This is a genomic window from Mycolicibacterium sp. XJ662 (assembly GCF_053484035.1).
Window position 1 is genome coordinate 525,074 of sequence record NZ_JBEFTL010000002.1, and the last position, 18,721, is coordinate 543,794.

Here is an 18,721-nt window from a genome sequence, read left to right on the forward strand (position 1 = left end):
ACCAGCAGCGACGGCTTAGTCCGCCGGACCGGCGGGTACCCCCAGCGCCTGCACGAACCCCGGCGGGACGAGCACGTGCTCCGGACGCAGATCCTGCACGGCGGCCAGGCCGAGGCCCAGCAGCGCCGAGTCGATGCCGCCGCGAAGGACGTCGAGCACGTTCTCGACGCCGGCCTGTCCGTTGGCCGCCAGCCCCCACAGGTAAGCCCGGCCGATCATGACCGCACGCGCACCGAGCGCCACCGCCTTGACGACGTCGCTGCCCCGCCGGATGCCGCCGTCCAGCAACACCTCGACCTGGTCGCCGACGGCCTCGGCGATCGCGGGCAGCGCCCGGATCGACGCGGGCGTTCCGTCGAGGTTGTTCCCGCCGTGGTTGGACACCGATATCGCTGAAACACCAGCGTCCACAGCGCGTTTGGCGTCGTCGACCCGCATCACGCCCTTGAGCATGAACGGTCCGCCCCACAGTTCGCGCAGCCAGGCGATGTCGGCCCACGTCGGCGGCGGGGTGGACATCCACTCCCCGTAGGCCGCGAAGAACGGCGGGCCCGGCTCGCCGCGGGCCGCCTGGTTGGGCACCTGCAGGTTGGGCGGACGCAGGGTCTTTGCCCATTGCAGGAACCAACGCGGCCGGGTCAGCCCCTCGGGCATCATCCGGACCGTGGTGCGCAGGTCCATCTGCTCGGGGATCTTGGGGCTGCCCCAGTCCCGCCCGTGGGAGAAGCTCCAGTCGGTGGTGACGATCAGACCGGCCGCACCGGCTTCCCGGGCCCGCTGGACGCGGGCGGCGATAGCGTCGCGACCGCCCAGCCAGTACACCTGGAAGAACGTCTTCGGGTTCGCGGCAATCACTTCTTCGATCGGCTTGCTGGCAAACGACGACAGCCCCATCGCCGTGCCGCGCGCTGCGGCCGCGCGCGCGACGGCGACCTCCCCGTCCGGATGGACCGCCTGCACACCCGTCGGCGAGATCACGACGGGCATCGAAATATCCTGTCCCATCACGGTTGTCGCCAGGTCACGCTTTTCGACCCCGCCGACCACATGCGGTGCGAAGCCCAACTCGGCGAAGGCGTCGACGTTGTCGGCGACCGTCACACCCTTCTCGCTGGCCGCGATCAGCGCGGAGTACACCGACTTGGGCAGCCGCTTCTTGGCTCGCTGCTGCGCGATCGCGACCGTTTCGAACCAGGCATCTCGCGCCATCGCTACACCGGGCTTTCGTTACACAGCCGGGCCGGAGGCTTGGTCAACAGCTTGAGCATGACCGGCTTGCTGCGGGAGTGGTCTTGGCTGGGGCGCGGCTTGTCGCGCTCACGGGCCAGCGCGGGTGCGCCGTAGCCCTCCACGCATTCGGGGTCGGGGCCGTCCATCGGCAGACCCGTGAAGAACTTCGCGGCCATGCAGCCGCCGCGGCAGCTGTCGTAGTGGTTGCAGCTGGCGCACGCGCCCGCGGACTGCGGCTCGCGCAGCTCCTGAAACAGCGGCGCGTTCTTCCACACATTCTGAAATCCGGTGCCGAAACCACTATCGCGCAACACGTTTCCGGCAAGGAACCGGTCGTGGATGGCGAACGGGCAGGCGTAGACGTCGCCGACCGGATCGATGAGACACACCACCCGCCCGGCCCCGCACAGGTTCAGGCCCGCCAGCGCGCCCGGTTCACCCAGCCCGGACAGGTGGAAGAAGGAGTCACCGGTCAGCACGCGGTCGCCCTTGGCCACCAGCCAGTTGTAGAGCTGGACCTGCTGTTCGGCGGTCGGATGCAAGTCGTCCCACACATCGGCGCCGCGGCCGGACGGACGCAGCCGGGTGATGCGCAGCGTCGCACCGTACTGCGCTGCCAGAGCGGCGAATTCGTCGAGCTGGTCGACGTTGTGGCGGGTCACGACGACGGAGATCTTGGCGTCCTTGAAGCCCGCGTCGGCGAGGTTCTGCAGCGCTGTGGTCGCCATCGCGAACGACCCGGCGCCGCGAACGGCGTCGTTGACCTCGGCGGTCGCGCCGTCTAGGGAGATCTGCACGTCGACGTAGTCGCTGGCGGCCAGCCGCGCGGCCACCTCCGGGGTGATGCGCACTCCGTTGGTGGAGAACTTCACCCCGACGTGATGGTCGGTGGCGTAGTCGACGAGCTCCCAGAAGTCAGGGCGCACAGTCGGTTCTCCACCACCGATGTTGACGTAGAACACCTGCATGCGCTCGAGCTCGTCGATGATGTCCTTGCACTGCTGGGTGCTCAGCTCACGCGGATCACGTTTACCCGACGAGGACAGGCAGTGCACGCAGGCCAGGTTGCATGCGTAGGTCAGTTCCCAGGTCAGGCAGATCGGGGCGTCCAGGCCGTGCTCGAACTGCTCGATCAGACGCGGCACAGGGGCCGGCGCGGGCCGTGTGTCTACAGAAGTCATTGCGGTACCAGCATTTTCGATTGGGCAAGCACACGCAGTGCATGCAAATACGGAGCCTGGTGGGCGTCGTCGACACCGGCGGCACGGCAGGCGGACCGGACGTCGGGGTGATCCGAGAGGCTGTTGACCACGTCGACGATCGTCCGGTTCTTGAGAAATGACAGCTTGCGCGTCCCGAAGTGGTACAGCAGCGCACCGAACGGCTCCGGCCGCACCGCCACCTGGTGGTGCAGCCGCCAGCCGCGTTCGGGGTCGAACGCCGTGTCCGTCGGCGACACCGCGTCGCCGCCGGACACCGCCATCGACGAAGCCACGGTCAGTAGACCCCGCACATCCCGTCGATCGACACCTCTTCGACCAGCGTCTCGGTCACCAGCTCGGTGTTCTCGACCTGCTGATTCGGCTCCATGGCGGTCCACCTTTCGGATCACAAACTCTCGACAATTGTGAGCGAGATCGCCATAATATGGCATCGAGTGCCGAATTAAAAGTGGGGTGGGCTGATGCGATCTGATTCCCCGCCGCGCGTGGGCCGCCGACGCTCCACGACCACCGACCACATCAGCAACGTGGCCATCGACCTGTTCACCGCACGGGGTTTCGACGCGGTCAGCGTCGAGGACGTCGCCGAGGCCGCGGGGATCGCCCGCCGCACGTTGTTTCGCTACTACCCCTCCAAGAACGCGTTGCCGTGGGGTGACTTCGACGGCCACCTCGACCATCTGCGCGATCTGCTCGCCGACCTCGACCCTGCCGTGCCGATCGGCGAGGCGTTGCGCGGCGCCCTACTGGCGTTCAACACCTTTGACGAGGCAGAGACGGTCCGTCACCGCCAGCGGATGCGGGTGATCCTGGAAACCGCTGAACTGCAGGCGTATTCGATGACAATGTATGCAGGCTGGCGCAAGGTCGTCGCGGCGTTCGTGGCACGTCGGTTGGGGAGCGCACCGAGCGACCTGGCACCGCAGACGGTGGCATGGACGATGCTCGGGGTGGCCCTGTCGGCCTACGAACACTGGTTGGCAGACGAGACCGTTTCGCTGGCGCAGGCACTCGGGGCCGCCTTCGACACGATCAGCGACGGCCTCTCGGCACTGGAACGCTGAAACGCTTCCCGCATCGCCGGCGTCGGCGCTACCTTGGGGGCCACTCGCCGGAGGGGATTTCTCGATGCCCGAGAAAAAAGCTGGACACGCTCTGCTGTTCGACGCGTTGTGGACCAAGGGCACCGCGTTCACCCATGACGAACGTCGCGAGTTCGGGCTGCTGGGCCTGCTGCCGACCGCCGCCAAGACCCTGGCCCAGCAGCGCGAGCACTGCTGGCAGGAGTTCAGCAGGCGCCGTGAGGATATGGACAAACACATCTATCTGCGTGCGCTGCAGGACCGCAACGAGACCCTGTTCTACCGGGTGCTGCGCGACCACATCGCCGAGACGATGCCGATCGTCTACACGCCCACTGTCGGCGAGGCCTGCGAACGGTTCAGCGAGATCTACCAACGTCCGCGCGGACTGTTTGTCTCCTACCCCGACCGGCAGTGGCTGCGCGAGGTGTTGCGCAACCGGTCATTTCGTGACGTCGACGTCATCGTGGTCACCGACGGTCAACGCATCCTCGGCCTGGGCGATCAGGGCATTGGCGGGATGGGCATTCCCATCGGCAAGCTCTCGCTCTACACCCTGATCGGCGGCATCGACCCGGCCCGCACCTTGCCGATCGTGCTCGACGTCGGCACCGACAACGCCGAGTTGCTCGAGGACCCGCAGTATCTGGGCTGGCGGCACCGTCGCATCGACGGCGACGAATATTACGCGTTCATCGACGAATTCGTCAGCACGGTAACCGAAGAACTGCCCGACGTGCTGCTGCAGTGGGAGGATTTCGCCACCGCGCACGCGCTGCCGATCCTGCAGCGCTACCGCGACAAGCTGCTGACGTTCAACGACGACATCCAGGGCACCGCGGCGGTCACCCTCGGCGCGCTGCACGGCGCCGCCAAGGTCGCGGGGCGCCCGCTGTTACAGCAGCAGGTGGTGATGCTGGGTGCCGGGTCGGCCGGCATCGGGGTGCTGGGAATGGTGCACCGGCAGATGGTCGCCGAAGGGTTGTCGCCGCAGCAGGCCGCGGCACAGATCTGGGTCGTCGACATCAAGGGCCTGCTCACCGACGACCGCGCCGACCTGTCGCCGGGCCAGCGCGCGTTCGCCCAGCCCGCCGACCGCGTCGCCGACTGGGGGCTGAGCGCACCGGCCCAGCTCACCGACGTCGTACACCACGTCGACGTTGGCGTGCTGATCGGGCTGTCCACTGCCGCAGGGGCTTTCACCGAACAGATCGTGCGCGAGATGGCGGACAAGACATCGCGGCCGATCATCTTTCCACTGTCCAACCCGACCAGCCGCGCCGAGGCCCATCCGGCCGAACTCGACGCCTGGACCGAGGGCCGCGCGCTGATCGCCACCGGATCCCCGTTCGGCCCGCTGCGCCGCGACGGCGTCGAACGCACCGTCGCTCAGTGCAACAACGCCTACATCTTCCCCGCCGTCGGGCTGGCCGTCACCGCCGCGCAGGCCCGCCGCGTCACCGACGAGATGATGCGGGCCGCGGCCGCCGCGCTCGGCGACGCCTCCCCCGCCCTCGCCGATCCGAACCAACCGCTGTTGCCCGACTGGTCGCAGGTACCCGAGATCGCCGTCGGCATCGCGCACGCCGTCGCCGTGCAGGCCGTCGCCGACGGTGTGGCCCCGCAGCGCAGCCCGGACGAGCTGTCGGCCCGGATCGCCGAGGTGCGGTGGGAGCCGGAATACTGGAACTGAAAAAAGTTTCGCCGGAAGGCGTCGGAGTTCGGGCCCAAATGGCGACGATATGGGTGTGAGCGCCGAATCAGATGGCGACGACGCTCCACGGGCCTTGTTGGCGCTGTACGACGAAGCACTGCCGGTTGTCTACGGCTACTTCGTCAGGCGCTGCGGGGACCGTGGCACCGCCGAAGACCTGACGTCGGAGACCTTTCTGGCGGCGATGGATGCCGCCAGGAAGGAGAATCCCCCGCCGATCAGTCGGCGGTGGCTGCTCGGGGTTGCCCGCCACAAGCTGGCCGACCACTACCGCCGCCGCCACGACCGGTTTTCCGTCCCCGTCGCCGAGCTGCCCGAACCGCTCGACACACCCGACGACTGGGACGTCGAACTGGATCGCATCGTCGCCGAGAGCGTGCTCGCAAAGCTGCCCGAACAGCATCGCACCGTGCTGGCGCTGCGCTACATGGACGACTGCTCAGTGCCCGAGTGTGCCGAGTTGATCGGCCGAACCGTGCACGCCACCGAGGCGCTGTTGGTGCGGGCCCGCCGCGCCTTCAGATCGCACTATCCGGAGCCGGAAGGAGGGAAGTCGTGAACAACAGCAACGACCCGTTGACCGTGCTGCACGGCGACGAACTTCCCGTCCACCCAGATCCGGCGTTCGCGGCTCGGCTGCGCGCACGCCTCGAATCAGCTGTGTCCCTTCCCAATCGAACCCAAGGAGTTGTCATGAGCGGCACCGACACCGCGATCGCCGAACTTGCCGAGACCGAAACCGCCGCGTCCAGCGTGCCCCGCTCGGCGGCGCTGCCCTACCTCGCCGTGCCCAACGCACGCGAGGCCATCGCCTGGTACGTCGACGCGCTCGGCGCCACGCTGGTCGGCGAGCCGATCGTGATGGACGACGGCCGCATCGGCCACGCCGAACTGGCGCTCGCAGGCGGAATCTTCTACCTCGCCGACGAATACCCCGAGATCGGCATGAAGGCACCTGCTGCACAGTCGGTTTCGGTAATGCTGATGGTGGCTGTGGCCGATGCCGACAGCGCGGTGGAGCGGGCCCGCGAGCACGGCGCGACGGTGGTGGGGGAGGTCAGGGAGGCCCACGGTTCGCGCAGCGCGGCGATCGTCGACCCGTTCGGGCACCGCTGGACGCTCAGCGGGCCGCTGACCGGGGCGGCGACGCCGATTCAGCACGGCGACGTCGGCTACGTCGCGGTGTGGACGCCCGACGCCGACCGCGCGGCGGCGTTCTACGGCCACGTGCTGGGCTGGACCTATGACCCGGTCACCCGCCAAATCACCAACACCGAGCAACGCATCGGCATCGTCGCGGCGCCCGGCACGCCGACGATGGTGTGCTGCTATGCGGTCACCGACCTGGCGGGGGCACGGCAGTCCATCCGCGACGGAGGCGGCAGTGTCGGCGAGGTGCAGGAGTTGGACTTCGGCGCGGTGCTGGGCGCCACCGACCCGGCAGGAGCCCCGTTCGCGGTGTTCGAACCCGCACCAGGAACTCCCCGACCGAAGCTCAACGGCGCTGGGCCAGGCGAGCTTTCGTACATCACCTACCAGGTGCCCGACTCGACCGCGTTCAAGGCGTTCTACAGCCGGATGCTGTTCTGGTCGTTTGAGCCGGGCCGTGTTGAGGACGGCTGGGGTATCCAGCACAGCCATCCGATGGCGGGGGTGGCCGGCGGCGGGACCGAGTCGGTGACGGTTCCGATGTGGACCGTCGAGGACGTCGACGCCGCGGTCACCCGGGTCGTCGAGGCGGGCGGCACCGTGATCGACCCGCCGTCACAGCAGAGCTACGGCAAGTCGGCGCTGTGCACCGACGACCAGGGCACCCGCTTCTACCTCGGCGAGTTCTAAGTGTGATTTCGGTGCGCTAACACGCGATCAGCGATGGTTAGCGCACCGAATCCGCTACTTGAGGACGTCGGCGATGGGGGCACCCGCGGCGATCTTGCTGCGGGTCTTCATCACCTTGCCCGGCAGGCCGCCGCCGACCACGCCGGCGACCACGCCGTCGCGCTCGTAGAACGCCAGGAACTTGCGGCCGTCGTCCTCGACGATGTGCACGGTGTCGGTGGCCTCGGGTTCGCCGAGGCACTGGATCTTGATGTCGTACTGGTCGCTCCAGAAGTACGGCACGGCGGTCGCCGCGGACACCTCCTGGCCGAGCAGGGACGGCACCAGAACGCGGGCCTGGTCGGCGACGTTGCTCCAATGTTCAACGCGCACTTGCTTACCCACGGTGTTGCGCCAGGATGCGACGTCACCGATCGCCCACACGTTGGGTGCACTGGTCCGGCCGGATGCGTCGCAGACGACGCCGTTGTCCAGCTCGATGCCCGAGCCTTCCAGCCAGCCGGTGGCGGGCTGGGAGCCGATCCCGACGACGACGACGTCGGCGTCGAGCTCGGTGCCGTCGCTCAGAATCACCTTCTCGACCCGGTCGCTTCCGCTCACCTCGGAGACACCGACGCCGCAGAACACGTCGACGCCCTCGCCGCGGTGCAACCGGGCCACCAGCTCGCCGATCTGTTCCCCGAGCACCGACGCCAGCGGTGCGGGCTGCGGCTCGACCAGCGACACCGCGACGCCGAGTTTGCGCAGGCTGGCCGCGACCTCGCAGCCGATGAAGCCGGCGCCGACGACGACCGCGCGCTGCGCCGACTCCGCCTCCTTGCGCAGCGCCAGGCTTTCGTCGAAGTTGCGCAGCACGTGGATGCCGGCGAGGTCGGGAAACGACGGGATGCGTTTGGGCACTAGGCCTGTCGCGATGATCAGCTCGTCGTAGCCCAGTTCGCTGCCATCGGCCAGCGTCAACGTCTTGGCGGCGGTGTCCACCGAGCGTGCGCCGTTGGCCAGCAGTACGGTGATGTCGTTTTCCTCGTAGAACTCGGCCGGTTTGAGCGTGACGTCGTCGATCTCAGCGCGCAGCACTTCCTTGGACAGCGGCGGCCGGTCATACGGCAGGTGGTCCTCGTCGCTGACGATGGTCACCGGTCCGGTGTACTCCGAACGACGCAGCTGTTCAGCCGTGCGGGCAGCCGCCAACCCGCCACCGACAATGACGATGCCCCTAGCAGTGGTCATGCGGTGTTTTTACACGATGTGCGCGGAGATTGGTCCGCCACCCTGGCCTAGCAGGCCACGGGCACTCGGCACACCAGACTCGTTTTCCGCCATCTCGGGCTCAGATACCGGCATCGAGGATGGGCGCGGGGCCGATCATTTCCGAATGAAGATCGCCTTCAAGGTTTCGAATGCTCGATCGAGGTCGATATCGTCGGGTGCCACCCGCCACTCCAGATGGACCCCGATGATGGCGCCAGTAAGGACCGCGACATATTCCTCCCGGCTGACGCCGGGTGGCAACGAAGCATCGAGAGTCCAATTCTCGACCCACTTGCGCAACGAACGGTGCAAATCGGCATAGAAGCCGTGCACTGGCGATCCTGGTTCCACGGCTTCGGCGACCAACGTGATGAGCAGCCTGGTGCTGGGCTCCTGAATGAGTGTCTTGATCCGATCCAAGCTGGCTGCTGTGCCGCCCGCCGGCGCCTCGGCTTGCTCGAGCCAGCTGCTCGAAATCTGTTCGATCACCGCCTCGAGCAGGCCGTCCTTGTTGCCGAAGTGCCACGGGATTGAGCCTCGGCTGATGCCGGCGCGGTCAGCGACATCGGCGACGGTCGTCTTCCGAAAACCCTGCTCGGCGAACAGCTCTGCCGCAGCAGAGACCAACAGCCGCCTGCTTTCACTGCTTGTCTGTGCCCGTCTGGTCGCCGCCATCCGCCCATCACCGCCCTCTGAGTGCATGCGTAGTCTGGCAGATGACCCGTTACGTGTCACCCGGCCGGGTGTATGTTATCCAACACAGTGCGATGGGCTGGTGAAACACGTCTGAGGCGGGTCCCGCCCATGACGACGGTGCGGTACGTCCAGCATTGCGGGCGATATGTTGTGCCACAACACATAAAGGTGCGAGCCCACCATATTGCCTGGGCGCGACCCCGTTGACACGCTTCTCTCACCTACCGAGAGAGGGCCTCCAGTTGTATACCGAGAATCTGAAGCCATTGAGCGGCACAGAAATTGCCGTCACAGTCGACGCGCAATAGCACTGGGCGGGAATCCCGATCCCGCCGGGCCGAAAGTCTCGAATGGTTACCCAGCCGACATCGAGGCGAGCGAGAAGGCCCTACAGAACTGCTGCCGCCCCATCACCGCCCTCCGAGTCATTCGCAGTCTGCCCGTCGACTCTTTACATGTCCTTTAACAGATTGTATGTTGCTCAACATAGAATGGAGGTGGGTTGGATGGCAGTGCGCACTCATCGGATGGCCAACTACGCCATCGCCTCCCCACCTGTCGTAGTTGCCCCGTCACGAACCGTCAGCAGGGCGCACCGATGACGACGCTTGCAACCGCCGCCAAACCGCTCCGCGGCCTCGGTGAGTTCTTCGGCATGGCGCTCGACACCTCCGTGGCGTTGCTGCGCTGGCCTTTTCCGTGGCGGGAGTTCGTCATTCAGGCATGGTTCGTGGCGCGGGTGTCGCTTGCGCCTACCGTGCTGCTGTCCATCCCCTTCAGCGTCATGCTGGTGTTCACCTTCAACATCCTCTTCGCTGAGTTCGGCGCCGCGGACTTGTCGGGCACCGGCGCCGCAAAAGGCACGGTCACCCAGGTCGGTCCCATCGTGACCGTCTTGGTGGTGGCCGGCGCCGGCGCCACCGCGATGTGCGCGGACTTGGGGGCCCGAACGATTCGGGAGGAGATCGATGCGCTGCGGGTGATGGGCATCGACCCCATTCACGCCATGGTGGTGCCGCGCGTACTGGCTGCGACGTTCGCGGCGGTGGTGCTGTCCTCCATCGTCAGCGTTGTCGGCTTGCTCGGCAGCTTCTTCTTCGCGGTCTTCGTCCAGAACGTCACCCCCGGCGCGTTCGCCGCCGGGCTCACCCTGATCACCGGGCTCGCCGACGTGGTGGTCGCCATCATCAAGGCCGCTCTCTTTGGGTTGGCCGCCGGATTGATCGCCTGTTACAAGGGCATATCCGTCAAAGGTGGTCCAGCCGCGGTCGGCAACGCGGTCAACGAAACGGTGGTGTACTCCTTCGTTGCGTTGTTCGCGATCAACGTCATCACGACGGCTCTCACCGTCCGCCTGGTCGGAGCGATCAGTTGACGAGCTTGCCAAGCCGACATTTCGGCCGGCTCAACCGCATCTGGCACGACTGGCTAGCCGCGTTGGATCGGATAGGTCTGCAGACGCAGTTCTACGCTGCCACTCTCCGTTTCACCGGAGATGCGTTGCGGCATTACAAGACCGAGATTCTGAGATTGATCGCGATCATGGGTCTAGGCACCGGGGCGTTAGCTGTGATCGGCGGGACAGTGGCGATCGTCGGCTTTCTGACCCTGACCACCGGCGCACTGATCGCGGTACAGGGCTACAACCAGTTCGCCGAAATCGGCGTTGAAGCCCTGACCGGCTTCACTTCGGCGTACTTCAACGTCCGATTGATCGCGCCGCTGACATCCGCGATCGGACTGGCGGCAACCATCGGCGCGGGTGCTACCGCGCAGCTAGGCGCCATGCGAATCAGCGAGGAGGTAGATGCGCTCGAAGTCATGGGCATCCGGTCCATCGCCTATCTCGCCTCCAGTCGCGTCATCGCCGGAGTGATCGTGGTGATACCGCTGTACTGTGTCGCGGTCCTGATGTCGTTCATGGCAGCCCGATTCGGCACCACATTCGTCTACGGACAGTCCCCGGGTGTCTATGACCATTACTTCAACACGTTTCTCAACGAGACCGACCTGGTCTGGTCGTTTGTCCAGACAGTAGCGGTCGGCGTGATCATCATGCTGGTGCACACGTACTACGGCTTCAACGCTTCCGGTGGCCCCGCCGGCGTGGGCGAGGCCGTAGGTCAGGCGGTGCGTGCGTCGCTGGTGTGCGCGGCCGTCGTCACTATGTTCGTCTCACTGGCGATTTACGGCCAGTCCGGTGACTTCCACTTCACGGGGTAGCGAATGTATCCCAATAGCGGACGGCCGCAACATCTTCGCCCGGCGTGGTGGGTTTTCTTCCTGGTCATCGTCAGCGTGGCGTTCATGGTGATCTGCTCGGCGCTGTTCGTGGGCGCGTTCCGGACCGCCGTGCCAGTGACGGTGACAGCCGAACGAGCCGGGTTGGGTATGGAGCCCGGCGCCAAGGTGCGGTTGCGCGGCGTCGAGGTGGGTCGAGTCGCCGAGGCCGGGGGGCCGAGCTCGCAGACGAAGCTTCGACTCGAAATCTCGCCGGACCAACTCCGCCACATTCCGGCCAACGTGACCGCTCAGATACGGGCGACGACGTTGTTCGGCGCAAAGTACGTCGACTTGATCTATCCCGACTCGCCGAGCGACAAGCCGCTCGCCGCTGGCGCCGTGGTGCATTCCTCGAACGTCGGCACCGAGATCAACACCGTCTTCGAGGATTTGGTTGCGGTTCTGCACCAGATCGATCCGCCGAAACTGAACGCGGTGCTGACCGCAGTGGCTGACGGCGTTCGCGGCCAGGGCGAGCGCATCGGCGAAGCAACCACTGCAGCCAACGAGGTACTTCAAACGCTGAATCCGCGGATGGCGACGGTGCGGCTGAACTGGCAGGCGACACAACGCTTCAGCGATGCCTACGGCGCCGCAGCCAGTGACATCATCGCGGTGCTGGACGCATTCAGTACCACCAGTGCCAGCGTCACCGAACGCCGCGATGACCTCGACGCGCTCCTGTTGGAAACCACGGGACTTGCTCGTGCCGGTGTTGATCTGCTCGAGCCCACCAGCGCCGACCTGATCGCGGCGATCAACCTGTTGCGGCCGACGACCAACCTTCTGCACACGTACAACCCCAGCTACACCTGCCTGCTGATGGGAGCCAAGTGGTGGCTCGACAACGGCGCCTACGACATCATGGGGGGCAACGGCCGAACCGCGCTGTTGGACGCGGGATTCAACTGGGGCGATGACGCCTACCGCTATCCCGAAAACCTGCCGATCGTCGCCGCAAAGGGCGGCCCGGGGGGCAAACCCGGGTGCGGGTCGCTGCCCATTGTGCGCGAGAACTTTCCGGTGCGCCAACTCATCACGAACACCGGTTGGGGGACGGACGTCGAGCTGCGGCCGAACCCCGGTATCGGCCACCCGTTCTACGCGAACTATCTCCCGGTGACCCGTGCGGTTCCCGAGGCTCCGAGCATCCGGGGCGAAGGCCCGCCCGCGATCGGACCGGTGCCCTACTTCGGCGCGCCACCCTACGGCGCACCGCTGTACGGACCCGACGGTGCACCTCTGTATCCGCCGCCACCGCCGTGGGCCGCACCCGGGCCCGCAGGTAAGCCGTGACCGACACTGCCAGACAAGGGACACCGCTATGAGATCTGACCTGATCGGCGCGCTGTGGCGTCTGATTGCCTTTACCATGGTCGGGGCGCTGGCTACTTTCGCGCTGTTGATGGTGTTCGCCCAACTGAGATTTGGTGCCCAGAGCAGCTTCCGGGCCGAGTTCAGCAGCGCCTCAGGGCTTCGAGAGGGCGACTTCGTCAGGGTCGCCGGCGTCGAGGTCGGCAAGGTCACGAACGTGGGCGTCCAATCCGACAATCACGCCCTCGTCGAGTTCACCGTCGATGATTCGGTCGCCCTCACCCATGGCACCAGGGCGCTCATCCGCTGGGACAACATCATCGGAGACCGATTTCTCGAATTGGCTGAGGGCGCTGGCGGTTTCGAACGGTTATTGCCTAATCAGACGATTCCGCTCGCCCGCACCGAGCCGGCGTTGAACCTCGACTCGCTGATCGGCGGGTTCAAACCGCTGTTCCGGGCACTGGATCCAGATCAACTCAACGACCTGACCGGCCAGCTGATCCAGGCGTTGCAGGGTCAGGGGCCGGCAATTGGCTCGCTGCTGGCTCAGACCGCTGCGTTGACCAACACCGTGGCGGACAGGGATGAGCTGATCGGAGAGGTGATCGTCAACTTGAATTCTGTGCTCGGGTCCCTTGCGGAAGAGAGTGGCCAGTTCGCCAAGGGGGTGGAAAAACTCGCCGAGTTCACCGCCGCCCTGGCCACCCGAAGAGCCGATGTCGGCGTCGCGCTGTCGGCCGTCGACGCTGCGTCGGTCTCGATCACCGACCTGCTCAGGCAGGGCCGCGCTCCGCTGAAAGAAGCTGTCGCCCAGACGGATCGAGCCGCCGCCATCGCCGTGGCCGACCACGAGTACCTGGATCGGATCTTGGACACCCTGCCCGACGCCTACCAGGCGCTGGCCCGCCAGGGTCTCTACGGCGACTACTTCAGCTTCTACGTGTGCGACCTGGTGCTCAAACTCAACGGCAAAGGCGGCCAGCCGGTGTACGTCAAGGTCGCCGGCCAGAGCTCGGGCCGGTGCGCACCCCGATGAGGCAGTTCTCCGACCGCAATCCCTTCGCCCTCGGTGCCGCCGGGCTGGCGCTGGGCACCGCCATCACCGTGCTGGCCTTCCAGTACCCGAACCTTCCGCTGATCAATGACACCGACCACCACGCCGCCTACTTTGCGGAGGCGAGTGGGCTCCGCGTCGGCGCGGAAGTGCAAGTGGCCGGCGTCGAGGTGGGCCGGGTGACAAGTATCGGCCTGGACGGCCCGCAGGTACTGGTCGGCTTTTCCACTGCCGGCGACATCCAGCTGGGCGACCGGACGGAGGCAACGATCACCACGAAGAGCCTTTTGGGCGCCAAGACGCTGGAGCTCACACCCAGGGGTGAGGGCTCCCTGGCCGGGCCTATCCCCGCGCAACGCACCACGCCCGCATATCAACTGACCGACGCGGTGGGGAAACTGACGACAACGCTCGGCGAGCTGGACACCGGCCAGCTCGCCGACTCTATGCGGGTGCTGTCGCAGACATTCGCCGACACCCCGGCCGATCTGCAACTGGCGGTGGCCGGGATGACGCGATTCTCCAGAACTCTCAACGAGCGAGATCGGCATCTGCGCGATCTTCTCGCGAATGCCAGGAAGGCGACCACGGTGCTGGCCGAGCGCACCGACCAGGTTGTCGGTCTCATCGCCGACACCAACGCACTGCTCATCGAGTTGCAGAAGCACCGCAAAGCCCTCGATCACATCTCCGGCAACTTGTCGGTCACTGCCCGCCAACTGTCCGGATTCGTCGAGGACAATCGTGCGCAGCTGCGTCCCGCTCTGGACAAGCTCAACGGCGTACTGGCGATCATCGACAACCGCAAAGAGCGTGTGCAGAAGTCGATCACACTGCTCGGGGGCTACCTCATGTCGCTAGGTGAGTCGGTGGCATCCGGGCCCTTCTTCAAGTCGTACCTGGCGAACCTGATCCCCGGTCAGTTCATTCAGCCGTTCATCGACGCCGCGTTCTCCGACCTCGGGCTGGACCCCAACGTGCTGCTGCCCTCCGAGCGCACCGATCCGACGGTCGGGCAGCCCGCCACACCCGCTCTGCCAGTGCCGTTCCCACGCACCGGACAGGGCGGTGAACCACACCTGAACCTTCCCGATGCGATCACCGGCAAGCCCGGCGACCCTCGCTATCCATACCGTGAGCCGCTGCCGGCGTCTCCCCCTGGCGGCCCACCGCCCGGACCGCCGGCCGTACCACAAAACCAAGGAGGCACACCGTGAGGTCCCACCGGTTGCGTGTCACGCTGGGCGCCATGCTCACCGCGCTCCTGATAGCGGGCGGCGTGGTGGTGATCGGATCGAACATGACGATGAGCCGCATCCACATTGTCGCCTATTTCGACAACAGCAACGGCATCTATCCGGGCGACGACGTCGTACTGCTCGGCGTGCCCGTCGGCTCGATCACCCGCATCGAACCGCAACCCGAGCACGCCAAGATCGAATTCTGGGTCGACGACCGCTACCCCATCCCGGCCGACGCCTCGGCGGTGATCTTGTCGCCGCAGCTGATCACCTCGCGCGCGATCCAACTGACACCGGCCTACAGCGGAGGCCCGAAAATGGCTGACAACAGCGTCATCGACCTGGATCGCACGGCGGTCCCGGTGGAATGGGACGACTTCCGGGACCAATTGGAGCGGCTGACCGACTATCTGGAACCGACCGAGTCAGGCGGCGTGAGTCCGCTGGGGTCACTGATCGACACCGCCGCCAACAACCTCTCCGGGCAGGGAACGAGCATCCGCGAGACCATCATCGAGCTGTCCGGCGCCCTGTCGGCGCTGGGCGATCACAGCGATGACGTCTTCTCAACCATTCGCAACCTGTCGACTCTGGTGTCGGCGCTACGCAGCAGCACTGACTTGATGGCGCAACTGAACGGCAATCTGGCGTCAGTGACTGGGTTGTTGGCCAACGACCCCGCAGAGGTCGCCCGGGCCATCGAAGACGTCAACACCGCCGCCGGCGACGTGACAGCATTTCTGACCGAACAGCGAGATGCAGTGGGCACCGCCGCCGACAAATTGACCTCGATCTCGACGGCAGTGGTCGACCAACTCGACGACATCGAACAAGTCCTGCATATCGGCCCGACGACCTTGCAGAACGTCATCAACGTCTACGAACCGGCGCACGCGTCGCTGACGGGTGCCGCCGTGGTGAATCACTTCGCCAACCCGATCTCGTTCTTGTGCGGCGCGGTGCAGGCAGCCTCGAGAATGGGATTCGAGCAGTCGGCGAAGCTGTGTGTGCAATACCTGGCGCCGATCATCAAGAACCGCCAATACAACTTCCCGCCCATCGGTCTCAACCCGGTCGTCGGCGCCACGGCGCGGCCGAATGAGGTCACCTACAGCGAGGATTGGCTGCGCCCCGACCATCGCCCGACACCCGCCGCGCCCGCCGACCCGGCCGACGGGCTCACCGGCATCCTTGTGCCGTCGGGGGGCAAGCGATGAAAACGCTCAGCGTCTTTCGCGGGTCGACCGCACTGCTGACCGCGCTCGCCGCCGCGGCGATGGCGGGGTGCGGATGGCAGGGCGCGAACTCGCTGCCGCTTCCGGGGACCGCCGGCGACGGTGCAGGCGCCTTCGAGATCCAGGCGCAGCTGCCGAACGTGTCGAACATCGAGCGGAACTCACGGGTGCGCGTCGGAGACATCACCGTCGGCAATATCACCCGCATCGAGCTCCAAGGCTGGCATGCCCTGGTGACCATGACGATCGACGGCGACGTCGACCTGCCCGCGAACAGCACCGCCACGGTCGGGCAGTCCAGCCTCTTCGGCTCGCTGCACATCGAGCTCGCACCGCCCGCCGACGCCGAACCCCGCGGACGGCTGCACAACGGATCGATGATCCCGCTGCCCTTCGGAAGCGCCTATCCCACCACCGAACAAGCACTCGCCGCGGTAGCGATGGTGCTCAGCGGTGGCGGACTGGGTCGAATTCAAGAAATTACAACGGCTTTCAACACCGCCTTCGCCGGACGTGAAAGCGACGTTCGCAGCTTTATCGAGCAACTCGATCGATTCATCGGCAATCTGGACGCGCAGAAGGAAGATCTGCTCGCCGCTACCGATAGGTTGAACGCGCTCACCGCACAAGTCGCCTCGCAAGAGCCGATACTCCAGAAGGCGCTGCAACAGATCCCCGAAGCTCTCGTCGTGCTCGCCGAGCGTCGAGAGGTTTTGGTGGATGCCCTCGACCGATTCGGCAGCTTCAGTGACCTGGCCTCCTCCACGATCGATCAGACGACGGAATCTCTGGTGGCCGAGCTCCGAGAGCTTGGTCCGGTGCTGAAGTCACTGGCTGACGCCGGCCCTGCCATGACACGTGCGTTGTCCTTGTTCAGCACCTATCCATGGCCAAATGAAACCATCCACAACTGGTTCCGCGGCGACTACGCAAACATCACAGCGATCTTCGACCTCACGTTGAGCCGGCTGGATTCCGGCCTACTCACCGGCACTCGCTTTGAAGGCGCACTGACCGAGTTGGAACTGCAATGGGGCCGCACCATTGGCCAGTTGCCGAGCCCGTACACCGCCGCGAACCCGTTGGTGGCTCCCTACCGATGGGACCAGGGGCCCTAGCATGCATCTCACCCGCCGCATCAAGGTCCAGCTCGCGCTCTTCACCATCGTCGCGTTGATCGCCGGTGCGGTGATGATCGGCGGCTACCTTAAGCTGCCCGCTCTGTTGTTCGGTATCGGCCGCTATCAGGTTGTTCTCGAAATGACGCAGACCGCTGGGCTTTACCCGAGCGCCAACGTCACCTACCGCGGTACGACGGTGGGCGAGGTCACCGACGTACGCCTCACTCCCGAGGGGGCTGAAGCGCGGCTGTCACTGGACTCCGGTATCGCTATTCCTTCGAATCTGGAAGCCCGTGTGAGCAGCGTTTCCGCGGCCGGCGAGCTCTATGTTGCGCTAGATCCGCGCGACAGCACGTCAGCGCCGCTGGTAAACGGTGACACCATCGGGCGCGACCATACCTCCACTCCGCCCGAGATCGGCACTTTGTTGAATGCGACAAGTGAAGGGCTGCAGGCCATCCCGAAGCAGCAGTTGCGCACGGTCATCGACGAGTCATATATCGCGGCCGGCGGGTTGGGGCCAGAGCTCACCCGCATCGTCAGGGGATCCACTCAGCTGGCCATCGACGCACGACAGGACCTAGACGCCATGGTCACGCTCATCGACGAGGCGGGACCGGTGCTGGACTCACAGAGCGACACCGCCGACGAGATCGCCGCCTGGGCATCTCATCTGGCCTCCGTGACCGAGCAGCTACGAACCACAGACAGCGCCGTTCGAGGCATCCTGCAGCAGGGTCCGTCAGTCACGGCGGAGGCCAGGCACCTCATCGACCGGTTACAACCCACGCTGCCCGTTCTGATGGCGAACCTTGTCAGTGTGGGTCAGGTGGCGATCAACTATCAGCCGGCGCTGGAGCAACTGTTGGTGCTGCTGCCACAAGGGGTTTCCACCCTGCAAGGGGTCGGGGTGGCCAATCACGGCACCAGGCAGGATTACAAGGGCGGCTTCCTGGACTTCAATCTGAACCTCAACCTTCCGCCGCCCTGCACCACCGGTTTCCTGCCGGCACAACAGCAGCGGGCGCCCGCCCTGACCGACTACCCGGATGTGCCCGAGGGGGATGTGTACTGCCGTGTGCCGCAGGATTCACCGTTCAACGTGCGCGGCGCGCGCAACCTGCCGTGCCTGACCGTGCCGGGTAAGCGTGCACCAACCGTCAAGATGTGCGAGAGCGACGAGCAGTACGTGCCGCTCAACGACGGGTTCAACTGGAAGGGCGACCCGAACGCGACGTTGTCCGGTCAAGACATTCCGCAATTGCCACCGGCAGCCAGTGGTCCCACGCTTGCCGCGACACATTACGACCCCGCGACCGGCACGTACCTCGGGCCTGACGGTCGCACCTACGTCCAGGGCGATCTCGGACAGCACCCTCCGGGCGGCACGACATGGCAGTCGATGCTCGTACCGCCCGGAGTCGGTTGAGACCCG

At 65.8% G+C, this 18,721-nt stretch carries 18 protein-coding genes; 12 read left to right on the forward strand and 6 right to left on the reverse strand.

The genetic code is table 11. The annotated features are described in order from the left end of the window. Positions 1-15 precede the first annotated feature (15 nt). The 4 genes from mftD to mftA are packed head-to-tail and all read right to left on the reverse strand — an operon-like array spanning position 16 to position 2,820. Complete coding sequence (gene mftD, locus ABQE93_RS09840) at positions 16-1,209, reverse strand: pre-mycofactocin synthase MftD (RefSeq protein WP_448406755.1); 1,194 nt, start codon at positions 1,207-1,209, stop codon at positions 16-18. A gap of 2 nt (positions 1,210-1,211) precedes the next feature. Then, positions 1,212-2,411 (reverse strand): mycofactocin radical SAM maturase, encoded by a 1,200-nt coding sequence (gene mftC / locus ABQE93_RS09845; protein ID WP_448406754.1) that lies wholly within the window; start codon positions 2,409-2,411, stop codon positions 1,212-1,214. Then, a complete protein-coding gene (mftB, locus tag ABQE93_RS09850) occupies positions 2,408-2,713 on the reverse strand; it encodes a mycofactocin biosynthesis chaperone MftB (RefSeq protein ID WP_448407251.1) in 306 nt (101 codons plus the stop codon). Before mftB ends, mftC begins: the two co-directional genes overlap by 4 nt. Before the next feature lie 14 nt (positions 2,714-2,727). Then, positions 2,728-2,820 carry a mycofactocin precursor MftA gene (gene mftA, locus ABQE93_RS09855; protein ID WP_448392766.1) on the reverse strand — a complete coding sequence of 31 codons (93 nt, stop codon included), beginning with the start codon at positions 2,818-2,820 and terminating at the stop codon, positions 2,728-2,730. A 94-nt stretch (positions 2,821-2,914) separates the two neighbouring features. On the opposite strand from mftA, the gene mftR reads away from it, so the two are divergent. From mftR to ABQE93_RS09875, 4 genes are all read left to right on the forward strand, one after another. Continuing rightward, positions 2,915-3,517 (forward strand): mycofactocin system transcriptional regulator MftR, encoded by a 603-nt coding sequence (mftR, locus tag ABQE93_RS09860; RefSeq protein WP_448406753.1) that lies wholly within the window; start codon positions 2,915-2,917, stop codon positions 3,515-3,517. A gap of 64 nt (positions 3,518-3,581) precedes the next feature. Then, the gene (locus tag ABQE93_RS09865) at positions 3,582-5,228 is read left to right on the forward strand and encodes an NAD-dependent malic enzyme (RefSeq protein WP_448406752.1); all 1,647 of its coding nucleotides are present in this window, start codon (positions 3,582-3,584) and stop codon (positions 5,226-5,228) included. Positions 5,229-5,283: 55 nt separating this feature from the next. Beyond that, positions 5,284-5,808, forward strand: coding sequence for an RNA polymerase sigma factor (locus ABQE93_RS09870; RefSeq protein WP_448406751.1), 525 nt, complete (start codon positions 5,284-5,286; stop codon positions 5,806-5,808). Beyond that, entirely contained in the window at positions 5,805-7,088 is a 1,284-nt protein-coding gene (locus ABQE93_RS09875) for a VOC family protein (protein WP_448406750.1), read from the forward strand. Before ABQE93_RS09870 ends, ABQE93_RS09875 begins: the two co-directional genes overlap by 4 nt. Before the next feature lie 54 nt (positions 7,089-7,142). On the opposite strand, the gene ABQE93_RS09880 is transcribed toward ABQE93_RS09875, so the two are convergent. Both ABQE93_RS09880 and ABQE93_RS09885 read right to left on the reverse strand, forming a co-directional pair. Then, positions 7,143-8,318 carry an NAD(P)/FAD-dependent oxidoreductase gene (locus tag ABQE93_RS09880; RefSeq protein ID WP_448406749.1) on the reverse strand — a complete coding sequence of 392 codons (1,176 nt, stop codon included), beginning with the start codon at positions 8,316-8,318 and terminating at the stop codon, positions 7,143-7,145. 135 nt (positions 8,319-8,453) lie between these two features. Continuing rightward, positions 8,454-9,014, reverse strand: coding sequence for a TetR/AcrR family transcriptional regulator (locus ABQE93_RS09885; RefSeq protein ID WP_448406748.1), 561 nt, complete (start codon positions 9,012-9,014; stop codon positions 8,454-8,456). Between the two features lie 619 nt (positions 9,015-9,633). Here ABQE93_RS09885 and ABQE93_RS09890 point away from each other — a divergent pair. The 8 genes from ABQE93_RS09890 to ABQE93_RS09925 all read left to right on the forward strand — a co-directional run bounded on the left by ABQE93_RS09890 (position 9,634) and on the right by ABQE93_RS09925 (position 18,715). After that, positions 9,634-10,410, forward strand: a complete 777-nt coding sequence (locus ABQE93_RS09890) for an MlaE family ABC transporter permease (RefSeq protein WP_448406747.1) — start codon at positions 9,634-9,636, stop codon at positions 10,408-10,410. Between the two features lie 155 nt (positions 10,411-10,565). After that, a complete protein-coding gene (locus tag ABQE93_RS09895; protein WP_448406746.1) occupies positions 10,566-11,258 on the forward strand; it encodes an ABC transporter permease in 693 nt (230 codons plus the stop codon). Between the two features lie 3 nt (positions 11,259-11,261). Next, entirely contained in the window at positions 11,262-12,614 is a 1,353-nt protein-coding gene (locus ABQE93_RS09900) for an MCE family protein (protein WP_448406745.1), read from the forward strand. Positions 12,615-12,642: 28 nt separating this feature from the next. Beyond that, positions 12,643-13,671, forward strand: a complete 1,029-nt coding sequence (locus tag ABQE93_RS09905) for an MCE family protein (protein ID WP_448406744.1) — start codon at positions 12,643-12,645, stop codon at positions 13,669-13,671. Continuing rightward, the gene (locus ABQE93_RS09910) at positions 13,668-14,906 is read left to right on the forward strand and encodes an MCE family protein (RefSeq protein ID WP_448407249.1); all 1,239 of its coding nucleotides are present in this window, start codon (positions 13,668-13,670) and stop codon (positions 14,904-14,906) included. The genes ABQE93_RS09905 and ABQE93_RS09910 overlap by 4 nt, the downstream gene beginning before the upstream one ends. Before the next feature lie 32 nt (positions 14,907-14,938). Further along, complete coding sequence (locus ABQE93_RS09915) at positions 14,939-16,147, forward strand: MCE family protein (RefSeq protein WP_448407248.1); 1,209 nt, start codon at positions 14,939-14,941, stop codon at positions 16,145-16,147. Further along, complete coding sequence (locus tag ABQE93_RS09920) at positions 16,144-17,283, forward strand: MCE family protein (RefSeq protein ID WP_448406743.1); 1,140 nt, start codon at positions 16,144-16,146, stop codon at positions 17,281-17,283. The genes ABQE93_RS09915 and ABQE93_RS09920 overlap by 4 nt, the downstream gene beginning before the upstream one ends. A 1-nt stretch (position 17,284) precedes the next feature. Continuing rightward, a complete protein-coding gene (locus ABQE93_RS09925; protein WP_448406742.1) occupies positions 17,285-18,715 on the forward strand; it encodes an MCE family protein in 1,431 nt (476 codons plus the stop codon). Positions 18,716-18,721: the final 6 nt, after the last annotated feature.

Coding starts and splice junctions, on each gene's coding strand:
- mftD (WP_448406755.1), bottom strand. CDS start 1,209: ATGGCGCGAGATGCCTGGTTCGAAACGGTCGCGATCGCGCAGCAGCGA.
- mftC (WP_448406754.1), bottom strand. CDS start 2,411: ATGACTTCTGTAGACACACGGCCCGCGCCGGCCCCTGTGCCGCGTCTG.
- mftB (WP_448407251.1), bottom strand. CDS start 2,713: ATGGCGGTGTCCGGCGGCGACGCGGTGTCGCCGACGGACACGGCGTTC.
- mftA (WP_448392766.1), bottom strand. CDS start 2,820: ATGGAGCCGAATCAGCAGGTCGAGAACACCGAGCTGGTGACCGAGACG.
- mftR (WP_448406753.1), top strand. CDS start 2,915: ATGCGATCTGATTCCCCGCCGCGCGTGGGCCGCCGACGCTCCACGACC.
- ABQE93_RS09865 (WP_448406752.1), top strand. CDS start 3,582: ATGCCCGAGAAAAAAGCTGGACACGCTCTGCTGTTCGACGCGTTGTGG.
- ABQE93_RS09880 (WP_448406749.1), bottom strand. CDS start 8,318: ATGACCACTGCTAGGGGCATCGTCATTGTCGGTGGCGGGTTGGCGGCT.
- ABQE93_RS09885 (WP_448406748.1), bottom strand. CDS start 9,014: ATGGCGGCGACCAGACGGGCACAGACAAGCAGTGAAAGCAGGCGGCTG.
- ABQE93_RS09890 (WP_448406747.1), top strand. CDS start 9,634: ATGACGACGCTTGCAACCGCCGCCAAACCGCTCCGCGGCCTCGGTGAG.
- ABQE93_RS09900 (WP_448406745.1), top strand. CDS start 11,262: ATGTATCCCAATAGCGGACGGCCGCAACATCTTCGCCCGGCGTGGTGG.
- ABQE93_RS09905 (WP_448406744.1), top strand. CDS start 12,643: ATGAGATCTGACCTGATCGGCGCGCTGTGGCGTCTGATTGCCTTTACC.
- ABQE93_RS09910 (WP_448407249.1), top strand. CDS start 13,668: ATGAGGCAGTTCTCCGACCGCAATCCCTTCGCCCTCGGTGCCGCCGGG.
- ABQE93_RS09915 (WP_448407248.1), top strand. CDS start 14,939: ATGCTCACCGCGCTCCTGATAGCGGGCGGCGTGGTGGTGATCGGATCG.
- ABQE93_RS09920 (WP_448406743.1), top strand. CDS start 16,144: ATGAAAACGCTCAGCGTCTTTCGCGGGTCGACCGCACTGCTGACCGCG.
- ABQE93_RS09925 (WP_448406742.1), top strand. CDS start 17,285: ATGCATCTCACCCGCCGCATCAAGGTCCAGCTCGCGCTCTTCACCATC.